The sequence below is a fragment of the Burkholderia sp. MSMB1588 genome (genome assembly GCF_001546925.1).
GTDB lineage: Bacteria > Pseudomonadota > Gammaproteobacteria > Burkholderiales > Burkholderiaceae > Burkholderia > Burkholderia humptydooensis.
Genome location: NZ_LNJS01000002.1, coordinates 92,418 through 117,473, shown reverse-complemented (window position 1 = coordinate 117,473; position 25,056 = coordinate 92,418). Strand labels below are relative to the sequence as shown.

Here is a 25,056-nt window from a genome sequence, read left to right as displayed (position 1 = left end):
CGGCGCCGCACGGACGGCGCCGGTTCCGATGCAGGACTTCTAGCGATGAATCAACATGTTTCGGCCCATGCACCCGCGATCGAGTTTCGCAACGTGTCGTGCCGCTTCATCTCGCCGGACGGCCGTGCGACCGTCGCGCTGCACGACTTCACGATGTCGGTTGCGCGCGGCGAGTTCGTCGCGATCGTCGGCCCGACGGGCTGCGGCAAATCGACGACGCTCAATCTGATCACGGGGCTCCTGAAGCCCGTGTCCGGCGAGGTGCGCGTGATGGGCAAGCCCGTCGACGGCATCGATCCGCGGATCGGCTTCGTGTTCCAGGCCGACGCGGTGTTCCCGTGGCGCACGGTGATCGACAACGTCGCGGCGGGCCCGCTCTTTCGCGGCCGCTCGAAGGAATCCGCATACGCGCAGGCGGAGGAATGGATTCGCCGCGTCGGGCTCGCGAAATTCACGAAGCACTACCCGCACCAGTTGTCGGGCGGGATGCGAAAGCGCGTCGCGCTTGCGCAGACGTTCATCAACCAGCCCGAGATCCTGCTGATGGACGAGCCGTTCTCGGCGCTCGACATGCAGACGCGCACGCTGATGCAGGACGAGCTGCTGCAGCTCTGGTCGGCGAACAAGGGCTCCGTCGTGTTCGTCACGCACGACCTCGAGGAGGCGATCGCGCTCGCGGACCGCGTGTTCGTGCTGACGTCGCGCCCGGCGACGCTCAAGCGCGTGTACGAGATCGATCTGCCGCGCCCGCGCATCACGTCGGAAGTGCGCTACGAGCAGCGCTTCATCGAAATCTCGAAGGACATTTGGCACGACCTGCGCGAAGAAGTGCAGATCGCATAAACAGGAAAGGACTGGAGCATGACTGACATGACGCTTCCGACGCCGCTTGGCACCACCACCTCGCTCGAAGACGAAGAGCGCGCCGCCCAGCGCCGGCTGCAGCGGCGCCGGCAACTGATCGTCGGGCTGCGCATCGCGGTGCTCGTCGTCGCGCTGGGCGGCTGGGAGATCGCGGCGCGCCTCAAGTGGATCGACCCGTTCTTCTTCTCGATGCCGTCGCTGATCGCCGCGCAGATCCAGGACTGGTTCGTCAACGGCACGTCGCAGGGCCCGCTGCTGCTGCAGGTGTGGGTGACGCTCGAGGAGACGATCGCGGGCTTTCTGATCGGCTCGGTCGCGGGCGTCTTCTGCGGGATCGTGCTCGGGCGCAACAAGCTGCTCGCCGACGTGTTCGGCCTCTACATCCAGATCGCGAACTCGATTCCGCGCGTCGTGCTGGGCTCGGTGTTCGTGATCGCGCTCGGCCTCGGGATGGCGTCGAAGATCGCGCTCGCCGTGGTGATGGTGTTCTTCGTCGTGTTCGGTAACGCGTTCCAGGGCGTGCGCGAGGCCGACCGCTACCTGATCGCGAACGCGCAGATCCTCGGCGCGTCGCGCCGGCAGATCACGACCTCCGTCGTGATTCCGTCCGCGCTCAGTTGGATTCTCGCGAGCCTGCACGTGAGCTTCGGCTTCGCGCTCGTCGGCGCGGTCGTCGGGGAATTTCTGGGTTCCAAGCAAGGCATCGGTCTGCTAATCTCGACCGCACAGGGCGCGTTCAACGCGAGCGGCGTGTTCGCCGCGATGATCGTGCTCGCCGTCGTGGCGCTCGCTGCCGACTTCCTGCTGACCCGGCTCGAGAAGCGGCTCCTGAAGTGGCGGCCCGCCGCGTTCTGAAGACGATGCATCAACGAAACGGCGCATCTTCGGTGCGCCGTTTCGTTTTCTGCGCTGGAGTTGGGGGATAACGGCATGTCGCACAGCCTGCGCGGCCGACTGCTTTGGTGGCTGCTGCTGCCGCTTGCCGTGTTCGTCGCGATCGCGGGCGCGATGTCGTACGACACCGCGCGCAAGACCGCCGACCTCGTGCAGGACGGCGCGCTCGTCGCGTCCGCGCGCGCGATCGCGGAGGACGTCGACTGGGAAAGCGGCGCGCTCGTCGCGAACGTGCCGCCCGCCGCGCTCGAGCTGTTCGAGTCGCCCGCGCGGGATCAGGTGTACTACAAGGTTCGCACGGGCGGCGGCCGGCTGCTCGCCGGCAACCCCGATCTCGCCGGCCCGGCCGTGCCGGCCGCGCCCGGCGCGCAGCCGGTGCTGTTCGACACGGCGCTCAACGGGCTTGAGATCCGCGCGGTCGCGTACACGCGCGAGCTCTACAACGCGGGCGACACCGAAACGGTGACGGTCGTCGTCGGCAAGACGCAGACGTCGCGGCAGATGATGATCGCGGCGATCTGGCATCCGCAGCTCTGGCGGCTCGCGCTGATGCTCGCGCTCGCGATGGCGCTCGTCTATCTCGGGCTCACGTTCGAGCTGCGGCCGTTGATGAAGCTGAAGGACGACGTCGCGGACCGCGGGCCGATGGAGCTCGAGCCGATCCGCACCGAGCGGCTCCACTTCGAGCTGCGGCCGATCGTCGACGCGATCAACCAGTGCATCGCGCGGCTGAACCTGCACGCGGCGACGCAACGGCGCTTCATCGCCGACGCCGCGCACCAGTTGCGCACGCCGATCGCGGTGATCGACACGCAGATCCAGTGCGCGCGGCAGCGCGAGAGCGACGACGCGGCGCTCGCCGGGCTGCTCGCGTCGATGCAGCGCAGCAGCCGCAGGATGGCGGACGTCACCGACAAGCTGCTCCTGCTCGCGCACGCGGAAGCCGCGTCGCCCGCGCGGCTCGCCGCGCGCGTCGACGTCGCGGCCGTCGTGTCGGGCGTGCTCGAGGAGGCGATCGTGCTCGCCGAGCGGCGCCGCATCGATCTCGGCGCGGAGCTCGACGACGATCTGCTGGTGGCGGGCAGCGAAAGCCTGTTGTCGGCGCTCCTGATGAATCTCGTCGACAACGCGGTGCGCTATACGCACGAAGGCGGCCGCGTGACGGTGAGCGCGCGGCGCGACGGCGACGCGGTGGTGCTCGACGTGGTCGACGACGGCCCCGGCATTCCGGCCGAAGCGCGGCCGCACGTGTTCAAGCGCTTCTATCGCGTCGCGAAGGACGAGGAAGGCACGGGCCTCGGGCTCGCGATCGTCGAGGAGATCGCGCAGTCGCACGGCGGCACGGTCTCGCTCGCGACGGGCCCGGGCAACCGGGGCGTGAGGATGACCGTGCGGCTGCCCGCCTATCGCAATTGAGAGTGTCCTGATGAAATTGCTGCTCGTGGAAGACAACGCGGAACTCGCGCACTGGATCATCGATCTGCTGCGCGGCGAAGGCTTCGGCGTGGATTCGGCGCCTGACGGCGAGAGCGCGGACACGGTGCTGAAGGCGCAGCGCTACGATGCGCTGCTGCTCGACATGCGGCTGCCCGGCATGAGCGGCAAGGAGCTGCTCGCGCGGCTGCGCCGCCGCGGCGACAACGTGCCCGTGCTGATGCTGACCGCGCACGGCTCGGTCGACGACAAGGTCGACTGCTTCAGCGCGGGTGCCGACGATTACGTCGTGAAGCCGTTCGAATCGCGCGAGCTCGTCGCGCGGATTCGCGCATTGATCCGGCGGCAATGCGGCGTCGGCGCGACGCAGCTCGCATGCGGCGATCTCGTCTATCTGTTCGCGACACGCGAATTCCAGTGCGGCGGCGTGCCGCTCGTGCTGCGCCGCCGCGAGCATGCGATCCTCGAAACGCTGATGCTCCAGCAGGGCAAGACGGTATCGAAAGCGCGCCTGATGGATAGCGTGTACGGCCTCGACGATGAGCCGAGCGCCGATGCGATCGACATCTACATCCACCGCCTGCGCAAGCACCTGTCGGGCTCGCTCGCGCAGATCATCACGCTGCGCGGGCTCGGCTACATTCTTCGGACGAAGGACGCGGCCGAATGAGCCGCCGCGCCGGGCCTCGAGCGCGGCGCCCTCGCCTGACCCAGCCGAAAAACGAGCACCACCCCGTACTTATCCGGAGATTTCCTCGGCCGGCGCGAAAGCGCCGCGAAGGATTGCGCCCACTACGATGACGTGGCCGTTCGACGCGCATCGCACCGCGTCTGCGCAGCCGACGCTGCGTACTACGAAAGAATGGCGGTCAACACGATACCGGAGGGGACGATCTTGAAACGACAATACCTGGCACTTTCCATCGCGACGGCCGCCTGCGCGGCGCCGCAAGCGCACGCGCAGTCGAGCGTCCAGCTCTACGGGCTCATCGACCTGAGCTTTCCCACCTATCAGTCGCACGCGAACGCGAAGGGCGATCACGTGATCGGCATGGGGCTCGGCGGCGAGCCGTGGTTCAGCGGCAGCCGCTGGGGCCTGAAGGGGGCGGAGGACATCGGCGGCGGCACGAAGGTGATCTTCCGGCTCGAAAGCGAATACACGGTTGCCGACGGCAACATGGAAGACCCGGGCCAGATCTTCGACCGCGACGCATGGGTCGGCATCGAAAACGGCACGTTCGGCAAGCTCACCGCCGGCTTTCAGAACACGATCGCGCGCGACGCGGCGGCGATCTACGGCGACCCGTACGGCTCGGCGAAGCTGACGACCGAGGAAGGCGGCTGGACGAACGCGAACAACTTCAAGCAGATGATCTTCTACGCGGCGGGTGCGACGGGCACGCGCTACAACAACGGCCTCGCGTGGAAGAAGCTGTTCGGCAACGGCATCTTCGCGAGCGCGGGCTACGCGTTCAGCAATTCGACGAGCTTCGGGCAGAACTCGACCTACCAGGCCGCGCTCGGCTACAACGGCGGCCCGTTCAACGTGTCGGGCTTCTTCAGCCACGTGAACCACGCGGGCTACGCGAACAAGTCGTTCTCGGTCGGCGGCAACTACACGTTCGACATCTTCCGCGTGAACGCCGGCTATTTCCGCTACCTGGGCGATCAGGGCGCGCTCGGCCAGCGCCAGGACAACGCGTGGACCGTATCGTTCAAGGTCGCGCCGAAGGGCCCGCTCGACTACGAACTCGGCTATCAGCAGATGCGCGTGCACAACGCCGCTTACAACAGCGACGGCAATGTGCCGAACGCGAACATCGGCAACTTCAGCCTCACGTCGGGCGTCGGCAACGGCTTCAAGGAAACGCTGTACGGCTCGGTGTTCTACCACCTGTCGAAGCGCACCGAGCTGTATCTCGCCGGCGATTACATGCGCCTGCACGGCGGCTACACGGTTGCGTCGACGCACGGCGCGACCAACCAGCTCGAGCTGACGACCGGCATCCGCACGCGGTTCTGATCCGCCGCGCGGCACGGCCGGCCACCGCGCCGCGCCGTGCCGCCCTTCCCGCTTCTCCCGCATCCGCCGCTTTTCCCGCCGCGCTCGCCCGATCTCCTGCGAGACCCCGCGGCATTCGACGGCCACTCACGCCGGGCCTTTTGTCATCGCGCGCGGCCTCGCGCACGCGCGGCGAAAGCCCGCGCCGGCGGCCGGCTTCCGAACCTGTGGTAAACATCTGCGTCGCCGGACGCTGGCCCGCGCCCCGCCGCAAGTCCTTGACCTGCGCGTGACGGATCGCTAGCGTTTCGCCTTTGCCGCGCCGCGCGGCCCGAAAATCGGGTCCGCATGCCGGCGCGATGACATGCAATGGATGGAAAGGATGATGCAGAAACTCGATGCGACGAGCCCGGAAGCGCAATCCGCGGATCTCGTGTCCGCGAACGTCGAGCGCCTGAAGGCGCTCTTTCCGGACGTCGTGACCGAAGGACCGGACGGCGCGTCGGTGAATCTCGACGTGCTCGCGGCGATGGTCGGCGCCGTCGTCGACGCCGACGAGAAGTACGGCCTGAACTGGCACGGCAAGCGCCGCGCGCGCCGGCTCGCGCTCACGCCGTCGACGGGCACGCTGCGCCCGTGCCCGCGCGAGAGCGTCGACTGGGCGTCGACTCGCAACCTGATGATCGAGGGCGAGAACCTCGAGGTGCTGAAGCTGCTGCAGAAGAGCTACGCGGGACGCGTGAAGCTCGTCTACATCGATCCGCCGTACAACACCGGCAAGGATTTTGTCTATCCGGACAATTTCACCGACAGCCTGCGCCACTATCTCGAGCTGACCGGCCAGACGACGGGCGGCAAGCGGGTCAGCAGCCACACCGACGCGAGCGGCCGCTTCCACACGGACTGGCTGAACATGATCTATCCGCGCCTGAAGCTCGCGCGCGATCTGCTCGCCGACGACGGCGTGATCGCCGTGCACATCGACGAGCACGAGCAGCACGCGCTCGTGCTCGTGATGCGCGAGATCTTCGGCGAAGACAACGAGCTCGGCGTCGCGGTGTGGGACAAGCGCAATCCGAAGGGCGACGCGCGCGGGATCGCGTACCAGCACGAATCGATCGTGCTGTTCGCGCGCGACGCGGAGCTGCTGTTCGAGCGCGCGCCGCTCAAGCGGGCAAAGCGCAACGCGCAACGCATGCTGGACGCGGCGCGCGGCGCGATCGCGGATGCCGCGACGATCGCGGACGCGAATGCCGCGTACCGTAGCTGGGTGAAGTCGCAGACGACGCTGTCGGGCGGCGAGGCGATGTACGACCGGATCTCGGCCGATGGCCGCGTGTACCGCCTCGTGTCGATGGCGTGGCCGAACAAGAAGAAGGCGCCCGACGACTACTTCGTGCCGCTCGTGCATCCGGTGACGGGCGAGCCGTGCCCCGTGCCCGAGCGCGGCTGGCGCAATCCGCCCGCGACGATGCAGGCGCTCATCGACAAGGGTCTAGTCGAATTCGGCGCGGACGAGACCACGCAGCCGCAGCGGATCTACTTCCTCGACGAGAACATGTACGAGAACGTGCCGTCGGTGTTGCCGTTCGGCGGCTCGGACGACGCGCTGATGAAGTCGCTCGGCATTCCTTTCGATCAGCCGAAGCCTGTCGAATTCGCCGCGTCGATCATCGGCTGGTGCACGGACGGCGACGATCTGATCGTCGACTTTTTCGGCGGCTCGGGCACGACCGCGCACGCGGTGATGGCGCTCAACGCGGCCGACGGCGGCAATCGCCGCTACGTGCTCGTGCAGTTGCCCGAGCCGCTCGACGCCGGCAGCAAGGACCAGAAGGCCGCCGCCGATTTCTGCGCGGCGCAGCGCGTGCCGCTCAATCTCGCCGAGCTGACGAAGGAGCGGCTGCGTCGCTCGGCGGCGCGGGTCGCGGCCGAGCATCCGGGCGTGCGCGCCGACCTCGGCTTTCGCGTGTTCAGGCTCGATTCGACGAACGTCTCCGAATGGGACCCGCGCGGCGACGACATCCAGCAGTCGCTGTTCGCGGCCGTCGAGCACGTCAAGCCGAACCGCTCCGAGGAAGATCTGCTGTACGAACTGATGCTGAAGCTCGGGCTCGACCTGTGCGCGCCGATCGACGCGCGGACGATCGCCGGCAAGGCGGTCCACGTGATCGACGGCGCGATCGTCGCGTGCTTCGACACGCACATCGACCGCGCGTCGACCGACGCGCTCGGCGAGGGCATCGTCAAGCTGATAGCCGCGGCGGGCGCCGCCGATACGCGCGAGCTGACCTGCGTGTTCCGCGACAGCGGCTTCGCGGACGACGTCGCGAAGGTGAACCTGTCGGCGATCCTCGAGCAGCACGGCGTGAAGCGCATCCGGAGCCTCTGATGCGCGCACGCGAGCCACACGCAGACAAGGAAGATTGAGCATGCAGTTGCATTTCGAGTCGGATCTCGACTATCAGCTCGAAGCGATCGAGGCGGTATGCGATCTGTTTCGCGGCCAGGAGGCGTGCCGCGCCGAATTCAGCGTGACCGCGCAGGCCGCGCGGCGGCGCGCGAGCCCGCAGATTTCGCTCGGGATGGCCGAATCAGGGCTCGGCGTCGGCAATCGGCTGACGCTCGACGCGCACACGTTCGCCGAGAATCTCGCGCGCGTGCAGGTGCGAAACGGGCTGCCGCCGTCCGGCGCGCCAAGCTCGAACGATTTCACCGTCGAGATGGAAACGGGCACGGGCAAGACCTATGTGTACCTGCGCACGATCTTCGAGCTGCACCGCCGCTTCGACTTCACGAAGTTCGTGATCGTCGTGCCGTCGGTCGCGATCAAGGAAGGCGTGTACAAGACGCTGCAGATCACCGGGCAGCATTTCCGGCGCCTGTACGCGGGCGTGCCGTTCGACTACTTCGTCTACGATTCGGCGAAGCTCGGCGAGGTGCGCAGCTTCGCGTCGAAATCGACCGTGCAGATCATGATCGTCACGGTCGCGGCGATCAACAAGAAGGACGTCAACACGCTCTACAAGGACAGCGAGCAGACGGGCGGCGAAAAGCCGATCGGCCTGATTCGAGCGACGCATCCGATCGTGATCGTCGACGAGCCGCAGAGCGTCGACGGCGGGCTCGATGGGCGCGGCAAGGAAGCACTCGACGCGATGCGCCCGCTCTGCACGCTGCGCTACTCGGCGACGCACGCGGACAAGTACCAGATGCTCTACCGGCTCGATGCGATCGACGCGTACGAGCGCAAGCTCGTCAAGCAGATCGAGATCGCGTCGGCGACCGTCGAGGATGCGCACAACAAGCCATTCATCCGCGTGATGTCGATCGGCAGCCGGCGCGGCGCGATCGCCGCGCGCGTCGAGCTTGACGTCGCGACGGCGGCGGGCGACGTCGAGCGGCAGACGGTTTCCGTCTCCGACGGCGACGATCTCGAGCGCGTCGCGCGCCGCGCCGTCTACGCGAATTTCCGGATCGGCGAGATTCACGCGGCGCGCGGCGCCGAGTATCTGGTGCTGCGCTATCCGGGCGGCGACGCGTTCCTGTCGATCGGCGACACATACGGCGACCTCGACACGCTCGCGATCCAGCGCGAGATGATCCGCCGCACGATCCGCGAGCATCTCGACAAGGAACTGCGCCTCACGCCGCTCGGCGTGAAGGTGCTGTCGCTCTTCTTCGTCGATGCGGTCGACAAGTATCGCAAGTACGACCGCCACGGCCAGCCGTTCAAGGGCGACTACGCGCTGCTGTTCGAGGACGAATACCGGCGCGCGGCGAAGCTGCCCGAATATCGCGCGCTGTTCGGCGGCGTCGACGCCGATCTCGCGGCGCAGGCCGTGCACGACGGCTATTTCTCGATCGACAAGAAAGGCGGCTGGACCGACACGAGCGACAGGAGCGCGGGCAGCCGCGAGAATGCGGAGCGCGCGTACGGCCTCATCATGAAGGACAAGGAGCGGCTGCTGTCGTTCGATACGCCGCTCAAGTTCATCTTCTCGCATTCGGCGTTGAAGGAAGGCTGGGACAATCCGAACGTGTTCCAGATCTGCACGCTGCGCGACATCCACAGCGAGCGCGAGCGTCGCCAGACGATCGGCCGCGGGCTGCGCCTCGCCGTCGACCAGCGCGGCGAGCGCGTGCGCGGCTTCGACGTCAACACGCTGACGGTGATCGCGGGCGAAAGCTATGAGCAGTTCGCCGAGAACCTGCAGAAGGAAATCGAAGCCGATACGGGAATCCGCTTCGGCATCGTCGAAACGCATCAGTTCGCCGCGCTGCCCGTGCCGGCCGGCGACGGCAGCGTGCAGCCGCTCGGCATCGAGCGGTCGGCCGCGCTGTGGACGTATCTGCGCGACGCCGGCTATCTCGATGCGCGCGGCCGCGTGCAGGACACGCTGCGCGCGGCGCTCAAGCTGCGCGCATTGCCGCTGCCCGACGAATTCGACGCGCAGCGCGCGCTGATCGTCGACATGCTGCGCAAGCTCGCGGGCCGGCTCGACGTGCGCAACGCGGACGAGCGCCGCCCCATCGCGCTGCGGCGCGACGCGCACGGCAAGGCGGTGTGCCTCAGCGACGAATTCCGTGCGCTGTGGGAGCGCATCCAGTACCGGACGACGTACCGCGTGAACTTCGACAACGCGCGTCTGATCGAGCGCTGCGTCGCCGCGCTGAAGGCGGCGCCCGCCGTCGCGCGCGCGCGGCTGCAATGGCGCAAGGCCGACATCGCGATCGACGCGTCGGGCGTCGAGGCAACCGAAACCGAGGCGGCGGATGCGATCGCGATCGACGAAGGCGAGCTCGACCTGCCGGATCTGCTGACCGAGCTGCAGGACCGCACGCAGCTCACGCGGCGCACGATCGCGACCGTGCTGATCGAAAGCGGCCGGCTCGACGAATTCCCGCGCAATCCTCAACGTTTCATCGCGCTCGCCGCCGCGACGCTCGAGCGCTGCAAGCGCGACGCGCTCGTCGACGGGATCGAATACAAGCTGCTCGGCAAGGAGCACGTGCATGCGCTGTCGCTGTTCGAGGACGAACCGCTTACCGGCTATCTGTCGAGCATGCGGCGCGGCGCGGCGAAATCGATCCACGAGGACGTGCCGTGCGAAACGCCCGCCGAGCGCGCCTTCGTCGAATCGCTCGAACAGGACGACGCGGTCAGGCTGTATGCGAAGCTGCCCGGCTGGTTCAGGATTCCGACGCCGCTCGGCAGCTACAGCCCCGACTGGGCGGTGCTGATCGCCGAGGGCGACGGGCCGCGGCTCTATTTCGTCGTCGAATCGAAGAGCGGCATCGGCGACGGCGATCTGCAAGCGTACGAGCGGCGCAGGATACAGTGCGGCGCCGCACATTTCCGCGCGCTGGAGGTGGCCGCCGACAACCCGGCGCGCTACGTGCGCGCGCGCTCCGCCGACGATCTGCCGACGGCCGCCGCCAACGCGCGCGACGCGGCCTGAATGCCGTCGCCGCAACGCCGTTCGTTTCCGGCGTGCGGCGCGCGCGCCGCATCGCGCCACGCCGCGCATTTCATTTCGACATCCATAACGTCTGACGATCGCCGAGTGCATCGTCGAGCTAGTGTTTGTGCGCCGTCGGGAAAGATGCGCGCCGCACGCTGCTCCACACTCCGAGCCGGAGATCGACGGCGGCGCCCCGAGCGCCGCCGCGCATAACGACACCCCCAACGGAGACGACGATGAAGAAGTTTGCGGTAGCGGCGGCGGGGCTCGCCGTCGCGACGGGCGCGCACGCGTCCGGCGGCAGCGTCACGCTGTTCGGCCTGATCGATGCAGGCGTGTCGTACGTGTCGAACGAAGGCGGCAGGCACAGTGTGAATTTCGACGACGGCATCGCGGTGCCGAACCTATGGGGGCTCAGGGGCACCGAGGATCTCGGCGGCGGCGCGAAGGCGATCTTCGAGCTGACGTCGCAATACGCGCTCGGCAACGGCGCCGCGCTGCCGGCGCCCGGCTCGATGTTCTCGCGCACCGCGCTCGTCGGCTTATGGAGCGAGCGGCTCGGCAGCGTGACGTTCGGCCAGCAATACGACTTCATGACCGATTCGCTGACGTTCGGCTCGTTCGACGGCGCGTTCCGCTACGGCGGCCTGTACAACTTCCGTCAGGGGCCGTTCTCGACGCTCGGGATTCCAAACAATCCGACCGGCTCGTTCGACTTCGACCGGATGGCGGGCTCGAGCCGCGTGCCGAACTCGGTCAAGTACACGAGCGCGAACCTGAGCGGGCTCGTGTTCGGCCTGATGTACGGCTTCGGCAATCAGGCGGGCGGCGGGCTGTCGGCGAACAGCACGGTCAGCGCCGGCCTCAAGTACGAGACGGGCAGTTTCGCGCTCGGCGCCGCATACGTCGAAGTCAAGTATCCGCAGATGAACAACGGGCACGACGGGCTGCGCAACTGGGGGCTCGGCGCGCGTTACGCATTGTCCGCGTTCGATCTGAACCTGCTGTACACGAACACGCGCAACACGCTGACGGGCGCGGCGATCGACGTGATCCAGGCGGGCGCGCGCTACGTCGGCGCGCCTTGGACGATCGGCGCGAACTACGAATACATGAAGGGCAACGCGCAGCTCGACCGCAACTACGCGCATCAGGTCACGGCGGCCGTGCAGTATGCGCTGTCGAAGCGCACGTCCGCGTATGTCGAAACCGTGTATCAGTACGCGGGCGGCAGCGCTGGCGCGCACGCGTGGATCAACGGCGTGATGGGGCCCGATGCGCAGTCGGGCTCGCGCTCGCAGTTTCTCGCGCGCATCGGGATGCTGACCCGTTTCTGATCGTCTTTCGCGCCCGGCGGCGGCCGCGCGGACCCTTGTGTGGGCCAACGCACGTAACGCGGCCGCTCGCGCGTCAAAATCGCTGCCTAAGCAGCCGATTTTCGCGTGCGGAGTAAACCGGATTCAGCCTGTGCCAAATATTTAATATGCTAACTATATCCGGGCAGACCGCATGCCCCTGCATGGTCCGGCTGGACGTGTACTCGCAAGGAGCGCATGGTGAACGGCAGATTCTTCACGACGGCGGGCGAATCGCCCGCGTTTCGCGGCCGCGCGTGGGGCCGCGTCGTCACGCAATACTTCGGCGGACTCGACGCGTGCTGTGACGGCGATGACGCGTTCGACGCGCAGCTCAGCCAGTACGAGATCGGCCCGATGCGCGTGTTCACGATCGCCGCGCCCGCGCACCGGATCGTGAGGCCCGTCGCGGCGCTGCACGATCACGGCTCCGACTTCTTCAAGCTGATCCTGCAACTGAGCGGCGTGAGCGAGATCGAGCAGCGCGGCAAGGTGTTCCGGTTGCGCACGGGCGACTGGAGTCTGTACGACCCGCGCGTGCCGTACAGCATCGCGAACCTGACGCACGTCGAGCAGCTCGCGATCCAGATTCCGCGCAGGCAGCTCGGCGGCTTCGCGGTGCCCGGCCTGCACACGTCGGACGTTTGCGAGTTCGAGCTCAAGGGGCTGTTCTCGCTGTTGTCGTCGTTCCTCGTGTCGTTATCCGAACAATTGCCGTCGCTGCCCGGCACGACAGGCACCGCGCTGTCGGAGACGATCCTCGGCCTGATCGTGTCGACGCTGACCGCGCAGCGCGACGCGCAAGGCGCGCACGTCGCGCTGCCCGCCGTGCTGCGGATGCGCGTCAAGCAATACATCCACGGCCATCTCGCCGACGCCGACCTGTCGATCGACCGGATCGCGCGCGAGCTGCGCTGCTCGAAGCGCTATCTGCACCGGATCTTCGAGGAGGAAGGCGTGACGATCGACCGCTACATCTGGTCGAGCCGGCTCGAGCGCTGCAAGGACGCGCTCGACAACGCGCGCGCGGCGAAACCCGCGATTTCCGAAATCGCGTTCAGTTGGGGATTCAGCAGCAGCGCGCATTTCTGCCGCAGCTTCAAGCAGCGCTATGGCATGACGCCGCGCGAGTTCGTGCGGCGTCGCGCCTTGTCCTGAGTTTCGGGCCCCGAGCGCCGATCGGAACGACGTTCCCGCGCGAGCGGCGGCCGGCCTGCTCGCATCGCGCCCGCCGCCGCTTCGCTCGCCTGCGTCACGCCGCGTTCGCGCCGCTTCCCTTCGACGCGAGATAGCTGCCGTGCAGAATCTCCGGCCGCTCGCGCAGCGTCTGCGCGCTGCCCGCGAACGCGACGCGCCCGCGTTCGAGCACGTATGCGTTCGTCGCGAGCGCGAGCGCGATCGTCGTGAACTGCTCGATCAGCAGCACCGCGACGCCGTCGTTCGCGATCTGCGCGACGGTCTGCGCGAGACGCTTCGTCACTGCGGGCGCGAGGCCGAGCGACAGCTCGTCGATGAGGAGTGTGTGCGGCTCGCCGATCAGCGCCTGCGACACGCATACCATCTGCTTCTGCCCGCCCGACAGATCATTGCCGCGCGCATCGAGCTTCGGCTTGAGCTCCGGGAAGAGCGCGAGCGCGCGGTCGATCGCATCATCGAGCCGCCGCGCCGACAGGAACGCGCCCGCCGCGCGCAGGTTGTCGCGCACCGACAGATCACCGAGCACGCGGTGCCCTTCCGGCACGACCGCGACGCCGCGGCGACGCACCGCTTCGGGCCGCAGCGCGCCGAGCGGCGCGCCGTCGAGCAGCACGTCGCCCGACGTCGCGGGCAGCGCGCCGGCAATGCTCATCACGAGCGTCGATTTGCCGGCGCCGTTCGCGCCGACGAGCGCCGTCACCCGGCCGGGCGCGACCGCGAGCGATACGCCGTGCAGCACGGGCTTGTTCGCGCGATGGACGACGAGATCTTTCACTTCGAGCCGCATGATCGCCGGACTCCTTGTCGAATGGGGTGCGGCGCGCGCGCCGCGCCAAGTGCTTCAGGCTTCATGCTCGTCGAACGCCTGGCCGAGATATGCGCTGCGCACGAGCGGATCGTCGAGTACCGCGCGCGTCGGCCCGAGCGCGAGCCGCTTGCCGAAATCGAGCACGAGCGTCGCCTCGCACACGGCGTCGATCAGATCGACGTCGTGATCGATCAGCAGCACCTGCGCGCCGATGCATTCCGGAATGCGAACGATCACGTCGGCGAGCCGCGCCGCTTCCGTCTCGTTCAGGCCCGCGCCAGGCTCGTCGAGCAGCAGCAGGCGCGGCTCGCCGACGAGCGCCTTGCCGAGCTCCAGCATCCGGCGCTGATACAGGTTGAGCGCCGCGCCCGGCGCGTGCGCGACGTCCGCGAGGCCGACGAGCTCGAGCGCGCGCCGCGTGTCGTCGCGCGCGGCGAAGGCCGGCATCACGTGCTCGGCGAGCGCGAGCACGTTGTCGTGAACGCTCAGATCCTCGACGATCTGTTCGGTCTGGAACGTCCGTCGCACGCCCGCGCGCACGCGCTCGGCGACGGAGAGCGCGAGCAGCGCGCGGCCGTCGAGCGCGACGCTGCCCGCGCGCGGCCGCAAAAAGCCGCTCAGCACGTTGAGCAGCGTCGTCTTGCCCGCGCCGTTCGGGCCGATCAGCCCGCAGATGGGCGCGGCGAGCTGCGCGTCGAGCGCATCGAGCACGCGCGTGCCGCCGAACTGCACGGTGAGGTTCGAGATCTCGATCATCGCGCGCCTCCGTCGCGGGCGCGAAACGCGCGCCCGACACGCGACGCAAGCCCGGCAAGCTGCCCGGCGATGCCGGCGGGCGCCGTGATCAGCGCATGCAGCAGCGCCGCGCCGAAGAAGATCATCGCGAGATAGCCGTTCACGCCGAAGTCGGTCAGGAGCGCGGGCACCGCGCGCAGCAACAGCCCCGTGATCAGCGCGCCGAACCAGTGATAAACGCCGCCGACGACCGACAGCGCGAACAGCAGCACCGATTCCGATGCGGCGAACGCGCGCCCGTCGAGCTGGCCGACGGAGCCCGCGAGCAGGCCGCCCGACAGCCCGGCGAGCAGGCCCGCGAGCCCGAACGCCCAGGTCCGGTAGAAGACGACGTTGACGCCCGCCGCGAGCGCCGGCATCTCGCCGCGCCGGATCAGCGCCCACGAGCGCCCCGCTTTCGAGCGCCGATGCAGCTCGATCAGCGCGAACGCGAGCGCGGCCCACGCGGCGACGTAGCGGAAATACGCGGCGTCGCTCTGGCCGGCGAGCGGCCGCGCCATCATCTGCCGCGCGCCGAACGACAGATGGCCGGTGAAGCCGCCGCCGCCGTCCGGAAAGCCGATCGCGGACGCGACGACCTGAAACCCGCCCGCCATCATCAGCGTGACGAGCGCGAGATAGAGGCCGCGCAGGCGCAGCGCGGGCAGCCCGGCGATCATCCCGATCGCGCTGCCGCCCGCCGCGCCCGCGATCACGCACAGCTCGAACGGCGCGCCCAGATGCGCGAGCCTGAGCGCGATCCAGCCGCCGACGCCGAGCAGCGCATGCTGCGACAGGCACACGAGCCCGAGCTGCCGGGACAGCAGCGCGACGCCCGCGGCGGCGATGCTGACCGTCAGCGCGGACGTCAGCGTCTTGATCCAGTATGCGTCGGCGACGGCGGGCACGACGAGCGCGATCGCGGCGAGCGTGCCGAGCGTCGCGGCGAGCGGCAGGCGCGCGCCGGACGGCCTGGCGCGCGCGGCCGCGTCGCGCGGCGGCGCGGCGAAGGCGAGGGGCGTTTTCATGATTCGTTCGCGGCGTGGCCGCTCGATTGAGAGCCGATAAAGAGCATCGCGACGAGCGCGATCAGGAACGGCGTCGCGCTGCGGTACGGCGCGAAGCCGGGCACGGTGATCGCGAGCGCCTCGGCGAGGCCGATCGCGACGCCGGCCGCCACCGTCGCGGGCAGCGACGCGAGCCGGCCGACGATCGCCGCGGCGAACGCCGGGATCACGAGGAACGTGAGCACCGCCGCCTGCAGGCGCACGAGGTTCGCGAGCAGCAGGCCGGTAATGCCCGCGAATACGCCCGAAATCGCCCAGGCGGCCGCGTCGACGCTCAGCACGCGAATGCCGAGCAGGCCGCTCAGGCGCCGGTCGTTCGACAGCGCGCGCATCTGCAGCCCGAGCCGCGTGCGCGCGAGCACGAGGCCGATCGCCGCCATCATCGCGAACGCGAGCGCGAGGCCGACGATGCGCGTGTACGTGAAGCGGACGTCGCCGAAGTCGAGCGCTTCGCTGTCGGTCGGCAGCACGAGGCGGCGCGGCGTGTCGCCCCAATGCCATTCGCAGAAGCCGAGCAGCACGAGCGCGAAGCCGAGCGTCGCGACGCTGCGCACGACGCGATCGCGCGCGGCGAGCCGCGGCGCGATCGCGAGGCCGTAGACGAGCGACGCCGCGGTCGACGCGGCGATCGCCGCGCCCCACGCGAGCGCCTGCGGATAGTCGGCGTCGAGGCACGCGGCCGCGACGTAGGCGCCCAACGCGCCCGTCGCGCCGAACGCGAAGTTCAGCACGCCGGACGCGCGATACAGCACGACGAGGCCGACGCCCGACAGCGCGTAGACCGCGCCGACGCCGAGCCCGGAGATCAGATAAGGGGCGAGGTCGATCGCGTTCATGGCGTCAGTGCATCTTCCTTTCGGCCGCGCGGATGTCGGCGAGTTGCGGATCGTCGACTGCCTGGCACGCCGACGCCGTCTTCCAGCCCGCGCCCGTCGATTGCGCCATCCGGCCCGCGTTGTTCGCGTTGTGCCGCTCGCCCGCGCCGACGTAGAACGGGCCGCACAGGATGTCGCTGCGGAAGTCCTTCACCTCGCGCAGCGCGGCCGTCACGTGCGCGCGGTCGAGCTGGTTCGCGGGCAGTTTCAGCAACGTGTCGGTCACGAGCCGCGCGGCGAGATAGCCCGCCTGCGAGAACGTGTCGCGCGGGTCCTTCCTGTCGCCGTACTTGTCCATTACCGCGCGCCAGTTCCGGTTGTCGGGCGTTTGCGCGTCGAGCGGCTGGAATTCGAGATTCACGTCGAAGTTGCCCTTCCAGTACGGGCCGATCGCCTTCGGCACGCCGAGGTCGTAGCCGGACGCCGCCGAGACGAAGCGAATCCGCCCGCCGAGGTTCTGCTGCTCGGCGGCCGACAGGACCGGCACCATCAGCCCTTTCGGCAGCCCGAGCAGAATCGCCTGCGGATGCTTTGACGCCGCCTGCAGCACGACCGACGTCGGATCGGCGGAGTCAGGGTCCATCACGATCGTGTCGACGCTCACGCCGTTGCGCTTGCCCCAGAGCGCCGGCCCTTCGCACGACCACGCGCCGAGGCTCGGGATGTTCGGCGCGATGCACACCATCCGCGTCGCCTTGTACTGCTGCTTCGCGTACAGCGCCGCCTCCGTCATCGACAGACGCGGCCCCATGTTGAGCGGCACGTAGTTGCGCGCGAAATAGCATTCGCGCGGCACGCCGACGCCCGCGATCGCGATCACGTTTTCCTGTTCGTAGAACTTCGCGTTCGCACCGCATTCGACGAAGCTCGCGTTGCCCGCGAGCGCGAGCACCTTGCGGTCGCGCACGAGCTTCGACGCGACCTGCGACGCGGTTTCCGGATTCCATTGATCGTCTTCGACGAGATACTGGACCGGCCGGCCGTTGATGCCGCCGTTCGCGTTCACGCACCTGAAATACGCGGCGGCCGCGCGTGCCGACGAGCTGAAATCGTCGGGCCCGGTCTTGCCGACGATCGCGCCGATCGGAATCGGCGCGCCGGTTGCGGGCTTGCCGTTCGCGAGCCCGCAGCTCTGCGCGAACGCCGCATGCTGCGCGAGAAATCCCGCCGCGGCGATGCACGCGCCGGCAAGCGTGCGCTTCATGTGAGGGAAAAGCGGCTTCATCGTGTCTCCTGATGTTGTCGTGGGGCGCGGCTTTCCGCGTGCGGGCCGCGCCCTCGGGGGCTGCGTGGATGCTTCGGGGTTGCTTCAGTGCCGCTTCGGCGCACCGACGCTCGTGTCGCTCAATGCGCGATGCAGACGGACTTGAGCTCGGTGAACTGTTCGAGCGCCGCGCGGCCGAGCTCGCGGCCGTAGCCCGATTGCTTGAAGCCGCCGAACGGCAGGTTGCTGTCGAGCATGTTGTGCGTGTTGACCCAGACGATGCCCGCCTTCAGCCGCGGCACGACGCGATGCACGCGCGACAGGTTCTGCGACCACACGCTCGCCGCGAGCCCGAAATCGGTGTCGTTCGCGAGCCGCACCGCGTCGTCGAGCGTGTCGAACGGCGTGACCGTGACGACCGGCCCGAACACCTCTTCGCGCACGATCCGCATCGAAGGCGCGGCGTCGACGAACACCGTCGGCTTCACGAAATAGCCGCCGTCGAGCGCGCGCGTACCGCCCGTGACGAGCGTCGCGCCCTCTTCCTTCGCGGCGTCGACGTGGCCGAGCACGCGCTCGAAGTGCCGTTTCGACACGAGCGGGCCGATCTGCGTGTTCGGATCGAAGCCCGAGCCGATCTTCATCGATTCGGCCGCCGCCGCGATGCCGGCGACGACTTGCTCGAACAGGCGTTTTTGCACGTACACGCGCGAGCCCGCCGTGCAGACCTGCCCCTGATTGAAGAAGATGCCCTGCGCCGCGCCGCGCGCGGCGACGTCGGGATCGGCATCGTCGAAGACGATCAGCGGCGATTTGCCGCCGAGCTCGAGCGTGAAGCGCGCCATCCGGTCGACGGCCGCGTGGCCGATCGCGCGGCCCACGCCGACCGAGCCAGTGAACGTGATCTTGTCGACGCCCGGATGCGCGACGAGCGCCGCGCCCGCCTCGGCGCCCGTGCCCGTCACGACGTTCAGCACGCCGTCGGGCAGCCCCGCTTCCTGCGCGAGTTCGCCGAGGCGCAATGCGGTGAGCGGCGTTTCCTCCGACGGCTTCAGCACGACCGTGCAGCCGCATGCGAGTGCGGTCGCGATCTTCCACAGCGCGATCGCGAGCGGAAAATTCCACGGCACGATCGCGCCGACGACGCCCACTGCCTCGCGGCGCGTGTACGCGAAATACTCGGTGCCGGCGGGCGCGGCGATCGACGTGTCGAGCGTCGAGCCTTCTAGCTTCGTCGCCCAGCCGGCCACATAGCGCACGTACTCGGCGCCGCCCAGCACGTCGATCGCGCGCGCGACGCCGACGAGCTTGCCGGTTTCGAGCGTCTCGAGCGCGGCGAGCTCGTCCGCGTGACGCTCGATCCGGTCGGCGAGCCGATGCAGCAGCTTCTCGCGGCTCGCGGGCCGCATGCGCGGCCAGTCGCCCGAATCGAACGCGCGTCGCGCGGCGGCGACGGCCGCGTCGACATCGCGCGCGTCGCTCGCGGCGACTTCGGCGATGGTCATCTCGGTCGCGGGATCGACGACGGGCAGATAGCGGCCCGAGCGCGGCTCGGCGGCGCTGCCGTCGAGCCAGTTGCCGAACTGGCGGCGGGCGAGAAAGCCGGATTGGCGTTGATGCTGGGTCGAGAGAGCGGCCAGGTTCATGGAGATCTCGTGCGAAACAAAAAAACGCGTTGGTTGAACGAACGGACGAAGGCGCTTACGGCTGCATCGCCTGCGCGACGAGCAGCGTGTCGGTGAACTGCTCGAAGCGCACGATCTTGCCCGCGTCGACGCGCCACACGTGCGCGACGCGGCATTCGAACGACTTGCCGGTTCGCCTGTACGTGCCCGAGTAGCGGCCGATGCCGATCACCGTGTCGCCCGCGTCGTGCAGCGCGTCGAGCGCGAACGTGTAGCCGTCCCACTCCTCGCCGAGGCGCCGGAACACGTTGCGGACGATCTCGTCCGCGCTGCGGTACGTGCCGGCGCACGGAAAGCCCGCCATCTCGGTCCATTCGATCGCGGGCGCGATGTCGGCCATCATCGCGGCGGGGTCGTGTCTGTCGGACGCCGCATAGTGATCGGCGACGATTTGATAAGGGGTACGCATCGTGTGATCCTCAGACGGGTTGCGCATCGTTCGGGTAGACGGTCTGCGACAGTTTGCGGATGAAGGAGCCGGCCGGCCGGTTCGCGATCGCGCCGTCGCCCGTCTCGCCGAGGAACTTGCCCGTCGAGCGGCCGACCGCGAAGTTGAAGACGAACACCGAGGCAACCGGAATCAGGAATTCGCGGAACGTGAACACGTAGAGGTCGTCGGCGAACCTGTAGGTTGTCGCGAGATCGACGTCGCCGTGGCCGCGCTGCTCGCCGACGAGGCATTGCCAGCAGTAGCGCGTCGAGCTCAGGTACGTGTGCTCGTACGTGTGGTTCGGGCTGTAGACGTTCAGCGTGCGCGTGCCGATCAGGTCGCGCGTCTCCTCGGGCGCAGCGCCCGAAGCGCCCGCGCCCGCTTCGCCGCCCGCGAGCGTGCCGACCAGAAAATCCTGCGCGACGCGCGGCGCGGCGCCCGCTTCATCGCGGCTGCGAATCCGCGACAGGATGCCGAGCGCGCGCCGCGTCGCGGTGTTGAACACGAGCGTCAGCGCTTCGGCCGGCCGGCTCCGGAACGTGACGTCGACGAAGAACGTGTCGGGCGCGACTTCGATCGCCTCGTACCAGTCGGTGTCGCTCGCGTCGCCGCGATGCCACGCGAGCGTGTGGTCGCCGACGAAGCGCGCGGCGAACGCGCCGCTCGGCAGCTCGAACGTCAATGCGCGGCCGGCGAGCGCGCCGGTCGCGGGCAGCCGGTTCGTGTCGATGCCGGCCGCGAAGTCTTCATAGTTCTTCCAGTCCTGCGGTTTGTCGTTCATCGGTGGGTCCTCGGAAAAATGTTTTTTCGCGTGGCCGTGGCGCTCAGCGCGCGAATTCGATAGTCGGCAGGTCGACGGCCGATGCGCCGCCGTCGACGAGCAGTGACGTGCCCGTGATCATCGACGCATACGGCGACGCGAGATACAGCACCGTGTCGGCGATTTCGTCGGGCTCCGCCGGGCGGCCGAGCGGCACGTCGCGCGTGACGAGCCGGTAGGCGTCCTCGCGCGTCGCGAGCCCGCGCGCGTCGCGCAGCGCGTCCATCTGCTCGTCGGCCATCGCGGTGCGCACCCAGCCCGGACACACCGCGTTCACGCGCACGCCGGCGCTGCCGTAGTCGCGCGCGAGCGAGCGCGTGAGGCCGATCAGCGCATGCTTCGTCGTCACGTAGCCGACGACGTTCGGGCCCGCGAAATGTCCGGCGAGCGAAGAGAGGATCACGATGTTGCCGCGCCGCTCGATCAGCTCGGGCAGCAGCTCGCGCGCGCAGACGAACGCGGTGTCGAGATTCACCCGCGTCGATTGCGCCCACGACGCGTCGTCGGTGTCGAGCGCGCCGCCGACGCCGTGGCCGCCCGCGTTCGCGACCAGCACGTCGACGCGCCCGAACGCCGCGCGCGCGTCATCGAGCGCGCGTCGCACGTCGCGCGCGTCGGCCGCGTCGCCCGCGACGGCGATCGCGGCGGCGCCGAGCGGTTGCGCGGCCGCGTCGAGCGGCTCGCGACGGCGGCCGAGCAGAACGACCTTGCCGCCCGCTTCGACGAACCTGCGCGCGACGGCCGCGCCGATGCCCGTGCCGCCGCCCGTGATCAACGCGACCTTGTCGTTGAACGTGTGCATGACTGACGTCTCCTTCGAGTGGATGTGAAAAGCGCGATCGTGACGATTCGCCGCGACGGCGGGAGCGCGGCGCTCAGCGCACGCCGCCGGCGTCGAGCGGCGCGGCGGCATGCGACGCGCCCGCGACAATGCGCGCGTTCGGCGCGCCCGCCGGCGGCAGCATGAACTCGGCGCAGCGCTCGGCGATCATGATCGTCGGCGCATTCGTGTTGCCGGATACGAGCGAGGGCATCACCGATGCATCGCAGATCCGCAGCCCGCCGACGCCGCGCACGCGCAGTTGCGAATCGACGACCGACGCCGGATCGCCGCCCATTCGGCACGTGCCCGACGGGTGATAGACAGTCTTCGCGTGCGAGCGCACGTACGCGGCGAGATCGACGCGACCGCCTTCGGCCGGCAGCATCTCGCCCGCGATCGCCTTCGACATCGACGGCGTCCGCATGATCTCGCGCGCAAGCGACAGGCCGCGCACGAGCGTCGCGAAATCGTCCGGATGACTGAGGAAATTGCCGTCGAACAGGATCGGCGCGAGCGGATCGGCGCTGCGCAGGCGCACCGTGCCGCGCGACTTCGGCCGCAGGAAGCACGGGTTGATCGAGATCCCGTGCCCTTCGAGCGGCTCGCGGCCGACGTCGCCGACGAGCACGGGCAGCACGTGGAACTGCACGTCGGGGCGGCCGCCTTGCGCGGTATCGACGAAGCCGCCGCTCTCGACGACGTTCGACGTGAGGAGCCCCGTGCGGAACAGCGCGTACTGGATGCCGTGGCGCAGCGCGTTGAGCCCGCGGTCCTGGCCCGCGAGGCTCACCGGCTCGCGCGCGCGGCCGTACAGCGACACTTCGAGATGGTCCTGGAAGTTGAGCCCGACCTCGGGCGCGTCGTGGACGACCGGAATGCCGTGTCGCTGCAACTGCTCGGCAGGGCCGACGCCCGACAGCATCAGCAGCTTCGGGCTCGCGAGCGCGCCCGCGGACAGCACGATCTCGGCGCGCGCGCGCACGAGCCGCTCCTCGCCGCCGCGCAGCCGATAGCGGACGCCGGCCGCGACGCCGTTTTCGAACACGATGCGCGTGACGAACGCGTCGGTCTCGACCGTCAGCAGCGGGTTGCGCCGGACGTCGGCGAGATACGTCGCGGCGGTGCTGCCGCGCCGGCCTTCGAACGTCGTCGTCTGATAGAAGCCGACGCCCGCCTGCGACGCGCCGTTGAAGTCGTCGTTGTACGGCAGCCCGAACTCCTGCGCGCCCTGAACGAACGCCTGGCTCAGCGGATGACGAAAACGCGTGTCGCTCACGTGCAGCGGCCCATCCGCGCCGTGCAGCGGCCCCGCGAGCCGGTGGTTGTGCTCGGCGCGCCGGAAGAACGGCAGCACGTCATCCCAGCCCCAGCCGTCGCAGCCGGCGTCGCGCCAGCCGTCGTAATCGGCGGGCGTGCCGCGGATGTACACCATCGCGTTCACCGAGCTGCCGCCGCCGAGCGTGCGGCCCTGCGGCACGTGCATCCGCCGGCCGGCCGCGTGCGCTTGCGGCTCCGTCTCGTAGATCCAGGTCCGCTTCGTGCCGATCACGCGCACGAACGTCGCGGGCGTGCGGACGAAGAACGAATTGTCGGGCGGGCCGGCTTCGAGCAGCAGCACGCGATGCCCGGCGTGGACGAGCCGGTGCGTGACGACGCAGCCGGCCGAGCCGCCGCCGATCACGATGTAGTCGAATTCCGTCGAGCCGTTGGGGGTTGCCGCGGACATGTGTCGCTTCTCGCTGGGTCGGATGGATGGACAGGCTGCCACTATCGGCGAAATCGGCCGGCGTGCGCGCCGTGTGCGCTGTCGATCAATTCAAACTGCGTTCTGAGCGGCGGACGGCGACGGCGCGCGCGTTGCGCGGCGGCATTCATCGTGCATAAAACAGTACCTTGCATTAGACGATACCCGTTGCTATAGTCGGCCCATGTTCAGCGGCGGCCTGCACGACGGGCCGCCGCTGAACATGACACGGTATCTTGCAACGCACACTACGCCGGCGGAATGGAATGAAGACCCAGTTGAAGAAAGGCACGCTCGACATGTGCGTGCTCGCCGTGCTGGCGCGGCGGGACAGCTACGCGTACGAGCTCGTGTCGACGCTCGCCGAAACGATGGAGATCAGCGAAGGCACGATCTACCCGCTGATGCGGCGTCTGCAGGCCGAGGCGTGGGTGACGACCTACCTCGTCGAATCGACGTCGGGGCCGCCGCGCAAGTACTACTCGATCACCGGCGCCGGGCGCGCGAGCCTGCGGCAGATGGAGGACGAGTGGCTCGGTTTCGTCGACGAAGTCAACGGCGTGCTGGCGCTGCACGGCACGCGAGCGGACGGAGAGGAACGGCAATGAAGCAGGACGCATTCAGCCAGCGGTTGCGGCAGGCGCTCGGCAGCCTGCCGAAGCGGGACATCGACGAGATCGTCGCCGATTACCGCGAGTACATCGGCGACGCGCTCGCGGCCGGGCGCGCGGAAGAAGACGTGATCGCCGCGCTCGGCGATCCGGAGAAGCTCGCGCGCGAGCTGAAGGCGCAGGCGAATTTCCGGCAATGGGAGGAGCGTCGCTCGTTCGGCAATCTGATGCGCGTCGTCGGCTCGATCGCGGGCCTCGGGCTGCTGCACCTGATCCTGCTCGTGCCGTTCCTGCTGTACATGCTCGTGCTGACGACGGGCTATGTGTTCTTCGGCGCGCTGACGGTGGCGGGGCTCGTCACGCTCGTCGCGTTCGGCAGCCATTACGTATTCGGCACGCCCGTGCCGGGCGTCCTGCCGTTCGGCGGCGGCGCGGCGCAGGTCGGCGCGGCCGGCGCGGCCGGTGCGACGGCCGGCAAGGGCGCGGCGGACGGCACGGAGGCGCGGGGCGGCGAGATCGCGAACACGGGCGCGTCGGCGCCGGGCGTGAACGTGCCCGGCGTCGCGGGCGGCAATGTGCAGATCACGCCGGACGGTCGCGGCGGCATGAACCTGTCGGTGACGAACGGCGAGAATGCGGTGTCGATCGTCGGCGGCCGGATCACCGTCGACAACGGCAAGCAGCACGTCAGCGTCGCCGCGCCGACCGGGTTCGCGCTCGGGGGCATCGCGTTCGGCTACGGGCTGGCGATGCTGCCGATCGGGATCGTCGGGCTGCTCGTGTGCATCTGGTTGACGCGCGTCACGTGGCGCGCGCTCGTGCGGTATGTGCGGCGGCGGATCGATGCGGTGTCGGCGAAGCTCGAGCGTGGGCGGGTGGGTTGAGGTTCGGGCGTTCGAGGACAATCAGCGCTTCGGATAAGCTCGCCGGAGGCGAAGCATCTTTTTCTGTGTCGCGGAATGTGCGAACCACTGTCTGTATTTTTGTATTTTGTTTGTATACAA

The 25,056-nt window shown here is 68.8% G+C and carries 21 protein-coding genes; 11 read left to right on the top strand and 10 right to left on the bottom strand.

What is annotated here, in order from left to right:
- Positions 1–45 precede the first annotated feature (45 nt).
- The 9 genes from WS92_RS28770 (at position 46) to WS92_RS28730 (ending at position 13,172) form a co-directional block, all read left to right on the top strand.
- Positions 46–843 (top strand): ABC transporter ATP-binding protein, encoded by a 798-nt coding sequence (locus WS92_RS28770; RefSeq protein ID WP_009910853.1) that lies wholly within the window; start codon positions 46–48, stop codon positions 841–843.
- Between the two features lie 27 nt (positions 844–870).
- Positions 871–1,719 (top strand): ABC transporter permease, encoded by an 849-nt coding sequence (locus tag WS92_RS28765; protein ID WP_006024009.1) that lies wholly within the window; start codon positions 871–873, stop codon positions 1,717–1,719.
- A gap of 75 nt (positions 1,720–1,794) precedes the next feature.
- Complete coding sequence (locus WS92_RS28760; RefSeq protein ID WP_015601219.1) at positions 1,795–3,174, top strand: sensor histidine kinase; 1,380 nt, start codon at positions 1,795–1,797, stop codon at positions 3,172–3,174.
- A 10-nt stretch (positions 3,175–3,184) separates the two neighbouring features.
- Positions 3,185–3,862: a response regulator gene (locus WS92_RS28755; RefSeq protein ID WP_059933091.1), complete on the top strand. Its 678-nt coding sequence runs from the start codon at positions 3,185–3,187 to the stop codon at positions 3,860–3,862.
- 192 nt (positions 3,863–4,054) lie between these two features.
- A complete protein-coding gene (locus tag WS92_RS28750; protein ID WP_041861545.1) occupies positions 4,055–5,215 on the top strand; it encodes a porin in 1,161 nt (386 codons plus the stop codon).
- A 361-nt stretch (positions 5,216–5,576) separates the two neighbouring features.
- Positions 5,577–7,586: a site-specific DNA-methyltransferase gene (locus WS92_RS28745; protein ID WP_041861796.1), complete on the top strand. Its 2,010-nt coding sequence runs from the start codon at positions 5,577–5,579 to the stop codon at positions 7,584–7,586.
- Between the two features lie 40 nt (positions 7,587–7,626).
- A complete protein-coding gene (locus tag WS92_RS28740) occupies positions 7,627–10,656 on the top strand; it encodes a type III restriction-modification system endonuclease (protein ID WP_059933088.1) in 3,030 nt (1,009 codons plus the stop codon).
- Positions 10,657–10,895: 239 nt separating this feature from the next.
- The gene (locus WS92_RS28735) at positions 10,896–11,996 is read left to right on the top strand and encodes a porin (protein WP_059933086.1); all 1,101 of its coding nucleotides are present in this window, start codon (positions 10,896–10,898) and stop codon (positions 11,994–11,996) included.
- 216 nt (positions 11,997–12,212) lie between these two features.
- Entirely contained in the window at positions 12,213–13,172 is a 960-nt protein-coding gene (locus tag WS92_RS28730; RefSeq protein WP_059933084.1) for an AraC-like ligand-binding domain-containing protein, read from the top strand.
- Positions 13,173–13,266: 94 nt separating this feature from the next.
- On the opposite strand, the gene WS92_RS28725 is transcribed toward WS92_RS28730, so the two are convergent.
- The 10 genes from WS92_RS28725 to WS92_RS28680 all read right to left on the bottom strand — a co-directional run bounded on the left by WS92_RS28725 (position 13,267) and on the right by WS92_RS28680 (position 23,423).
- Positions 13,267–13,998, bottom strand: coding sequence for an ABC transporter ATP-binding protein (locus WS92_RS28725; RefSeq protein WP_059933082.1), 732 nt, complete (start codon positions 13,996–13,998; stop codon positions 13,267–13,269).
- Between the two features lie 54 nt (positions 13,999–14,052).
- A complete protein-coding gene (locus WS92_RS28720; RefSeq protein WP_059933080.1) occupies positions 14,053–14,775 on the bottom strand; it encodes an ABC transporter ATP-binding protein in 723 nt (240 codons plus the stop codon).
- Positions 14,772–15,821: a branched-chain amino acid ABC transporter permease gene (locus tag WS92_RS28715; protein ID WP_059933078.1), complete on the bottom strand. Its 1,050-nt coding sequence runs from the start codon at positions 15,819–15,821 to the stop codon at positions 14,772–14,774. Before WS92_RS28715 ends, WS92_RS28720 begins: the two co-directional genes overlap by 4 nt.
- Positions 15,818–16,696 carry a branched-chain amino acid ABC transporter permease gene (locus WS92_RS28710; RefSeq protein WP_059933076.1) on the bottom strand — a complete coding sequence of 293 codons (879 nt, stop codon included), beginning with the start codon at positions 16,694–16,696 and terminating at the stop codon, positions 15,818–15,820. Before WS92_RS28710 ends, WS92_RS28715 begins: the two co-directional genes overlap by 4 nt.
- 4 nt (positions 16,697–16,700) lie before the next feature.
- Positions 16,701–17,960: an ABC transporter substrate-binding protein gene (locus WS92_RS28705; protein WP_082743813.1), complete on the bottom strand. Its 1,260-nt coding sequence runs from the start codon at positions 17,958–17,960 to the stop codon at positions 16,701–16,703.
- Positions 17,961–18,079: 119 nt separating this feature from the next.
- On the bottom strand, positions 18,080–19,585 hold the full coding sequence (locus WS92_RS28700) for an aldehyde dehydrogenase family protein (protein ID WP_059933073.1): 1,506 nt from the start codon (positions 19,583–19,585) through the stop codon (positions 18,080–18,082).
- Positions 19,586–19,640: 55 nt separating this feature from the next.
- Entirely contained in the window at positions 19,641–20,033 is a 393-nt protein-coding gene (locus WS92_RS28695) for a nuclear transport factor 2 family protein (protein ID WP_059933194.1), read from the bottom strand.
- 10 nt (positions 20,034–20,043) lie between these two features.
- Positions 20,044–20,835: a molybdenum cofactor biosynthesis F family protein gene (locus tag WS92_RS28690; RefSeq protein WP_059933071.1), complete on the bottom strand. Its 792-nt coding sequence runs from the start codon at positions 20,833–20,835 to the stop codon at positions 20,044–20,046.
- 43 nt (positions 20,836–20,878) lie between these two features.
- Entirely contained in the window at positions 20,879–21,676 is a 798-nt protein-coding gene (locus tag WS92_RS28685) for an SDR family NAD(P)-dependent oxidoreductase (protein ID WP_006024026.1), read from the bottom strand.
- Between the two features lie 73 nt (positions 21,677–21,749).
- Positions 21,750–23,423, bottom strand: a complete 1,674-nt coding sequence (locus tag WS92_RS28680) for a GMC family oxidoreductase (protein ID WP_006024027.1) — start codon at positions 23,421–23,423, stop codon at positions 21,750–21,752.
- 284 nt (positions 23,424–23,707) lie between these two features.
- On the opposite strand from WS92_RS28680, the gene WS92_RS28675 reads away from it, so the two are divergent.
- Positions 23,708–24,049, top strand: coding sequence for a PadR family transcriptional regulator (locus WS92_RS28675; protein WP_006024029.1), 342 nt, complete (start codon positions 23,708–23,710; stop codon positions 24,047–24,049).
- Complete coding sequence (locus WS92_RS28670) at positions 24,046–24,936, top strand: DUF1700 domain-containing protein (protein WP_059933069.1); 891 nt, start codon at positions 24,046–24,048, stop codon at positions 24,934–24,936. The genes WS92_RS28675 and WS92_RS28670 overlap by 4 nt, the downstream gene beginning before the upstream one ends.
- The last annotated feature ends 120 nt before the right edge of the window (positions 24,937–25,056 follow it).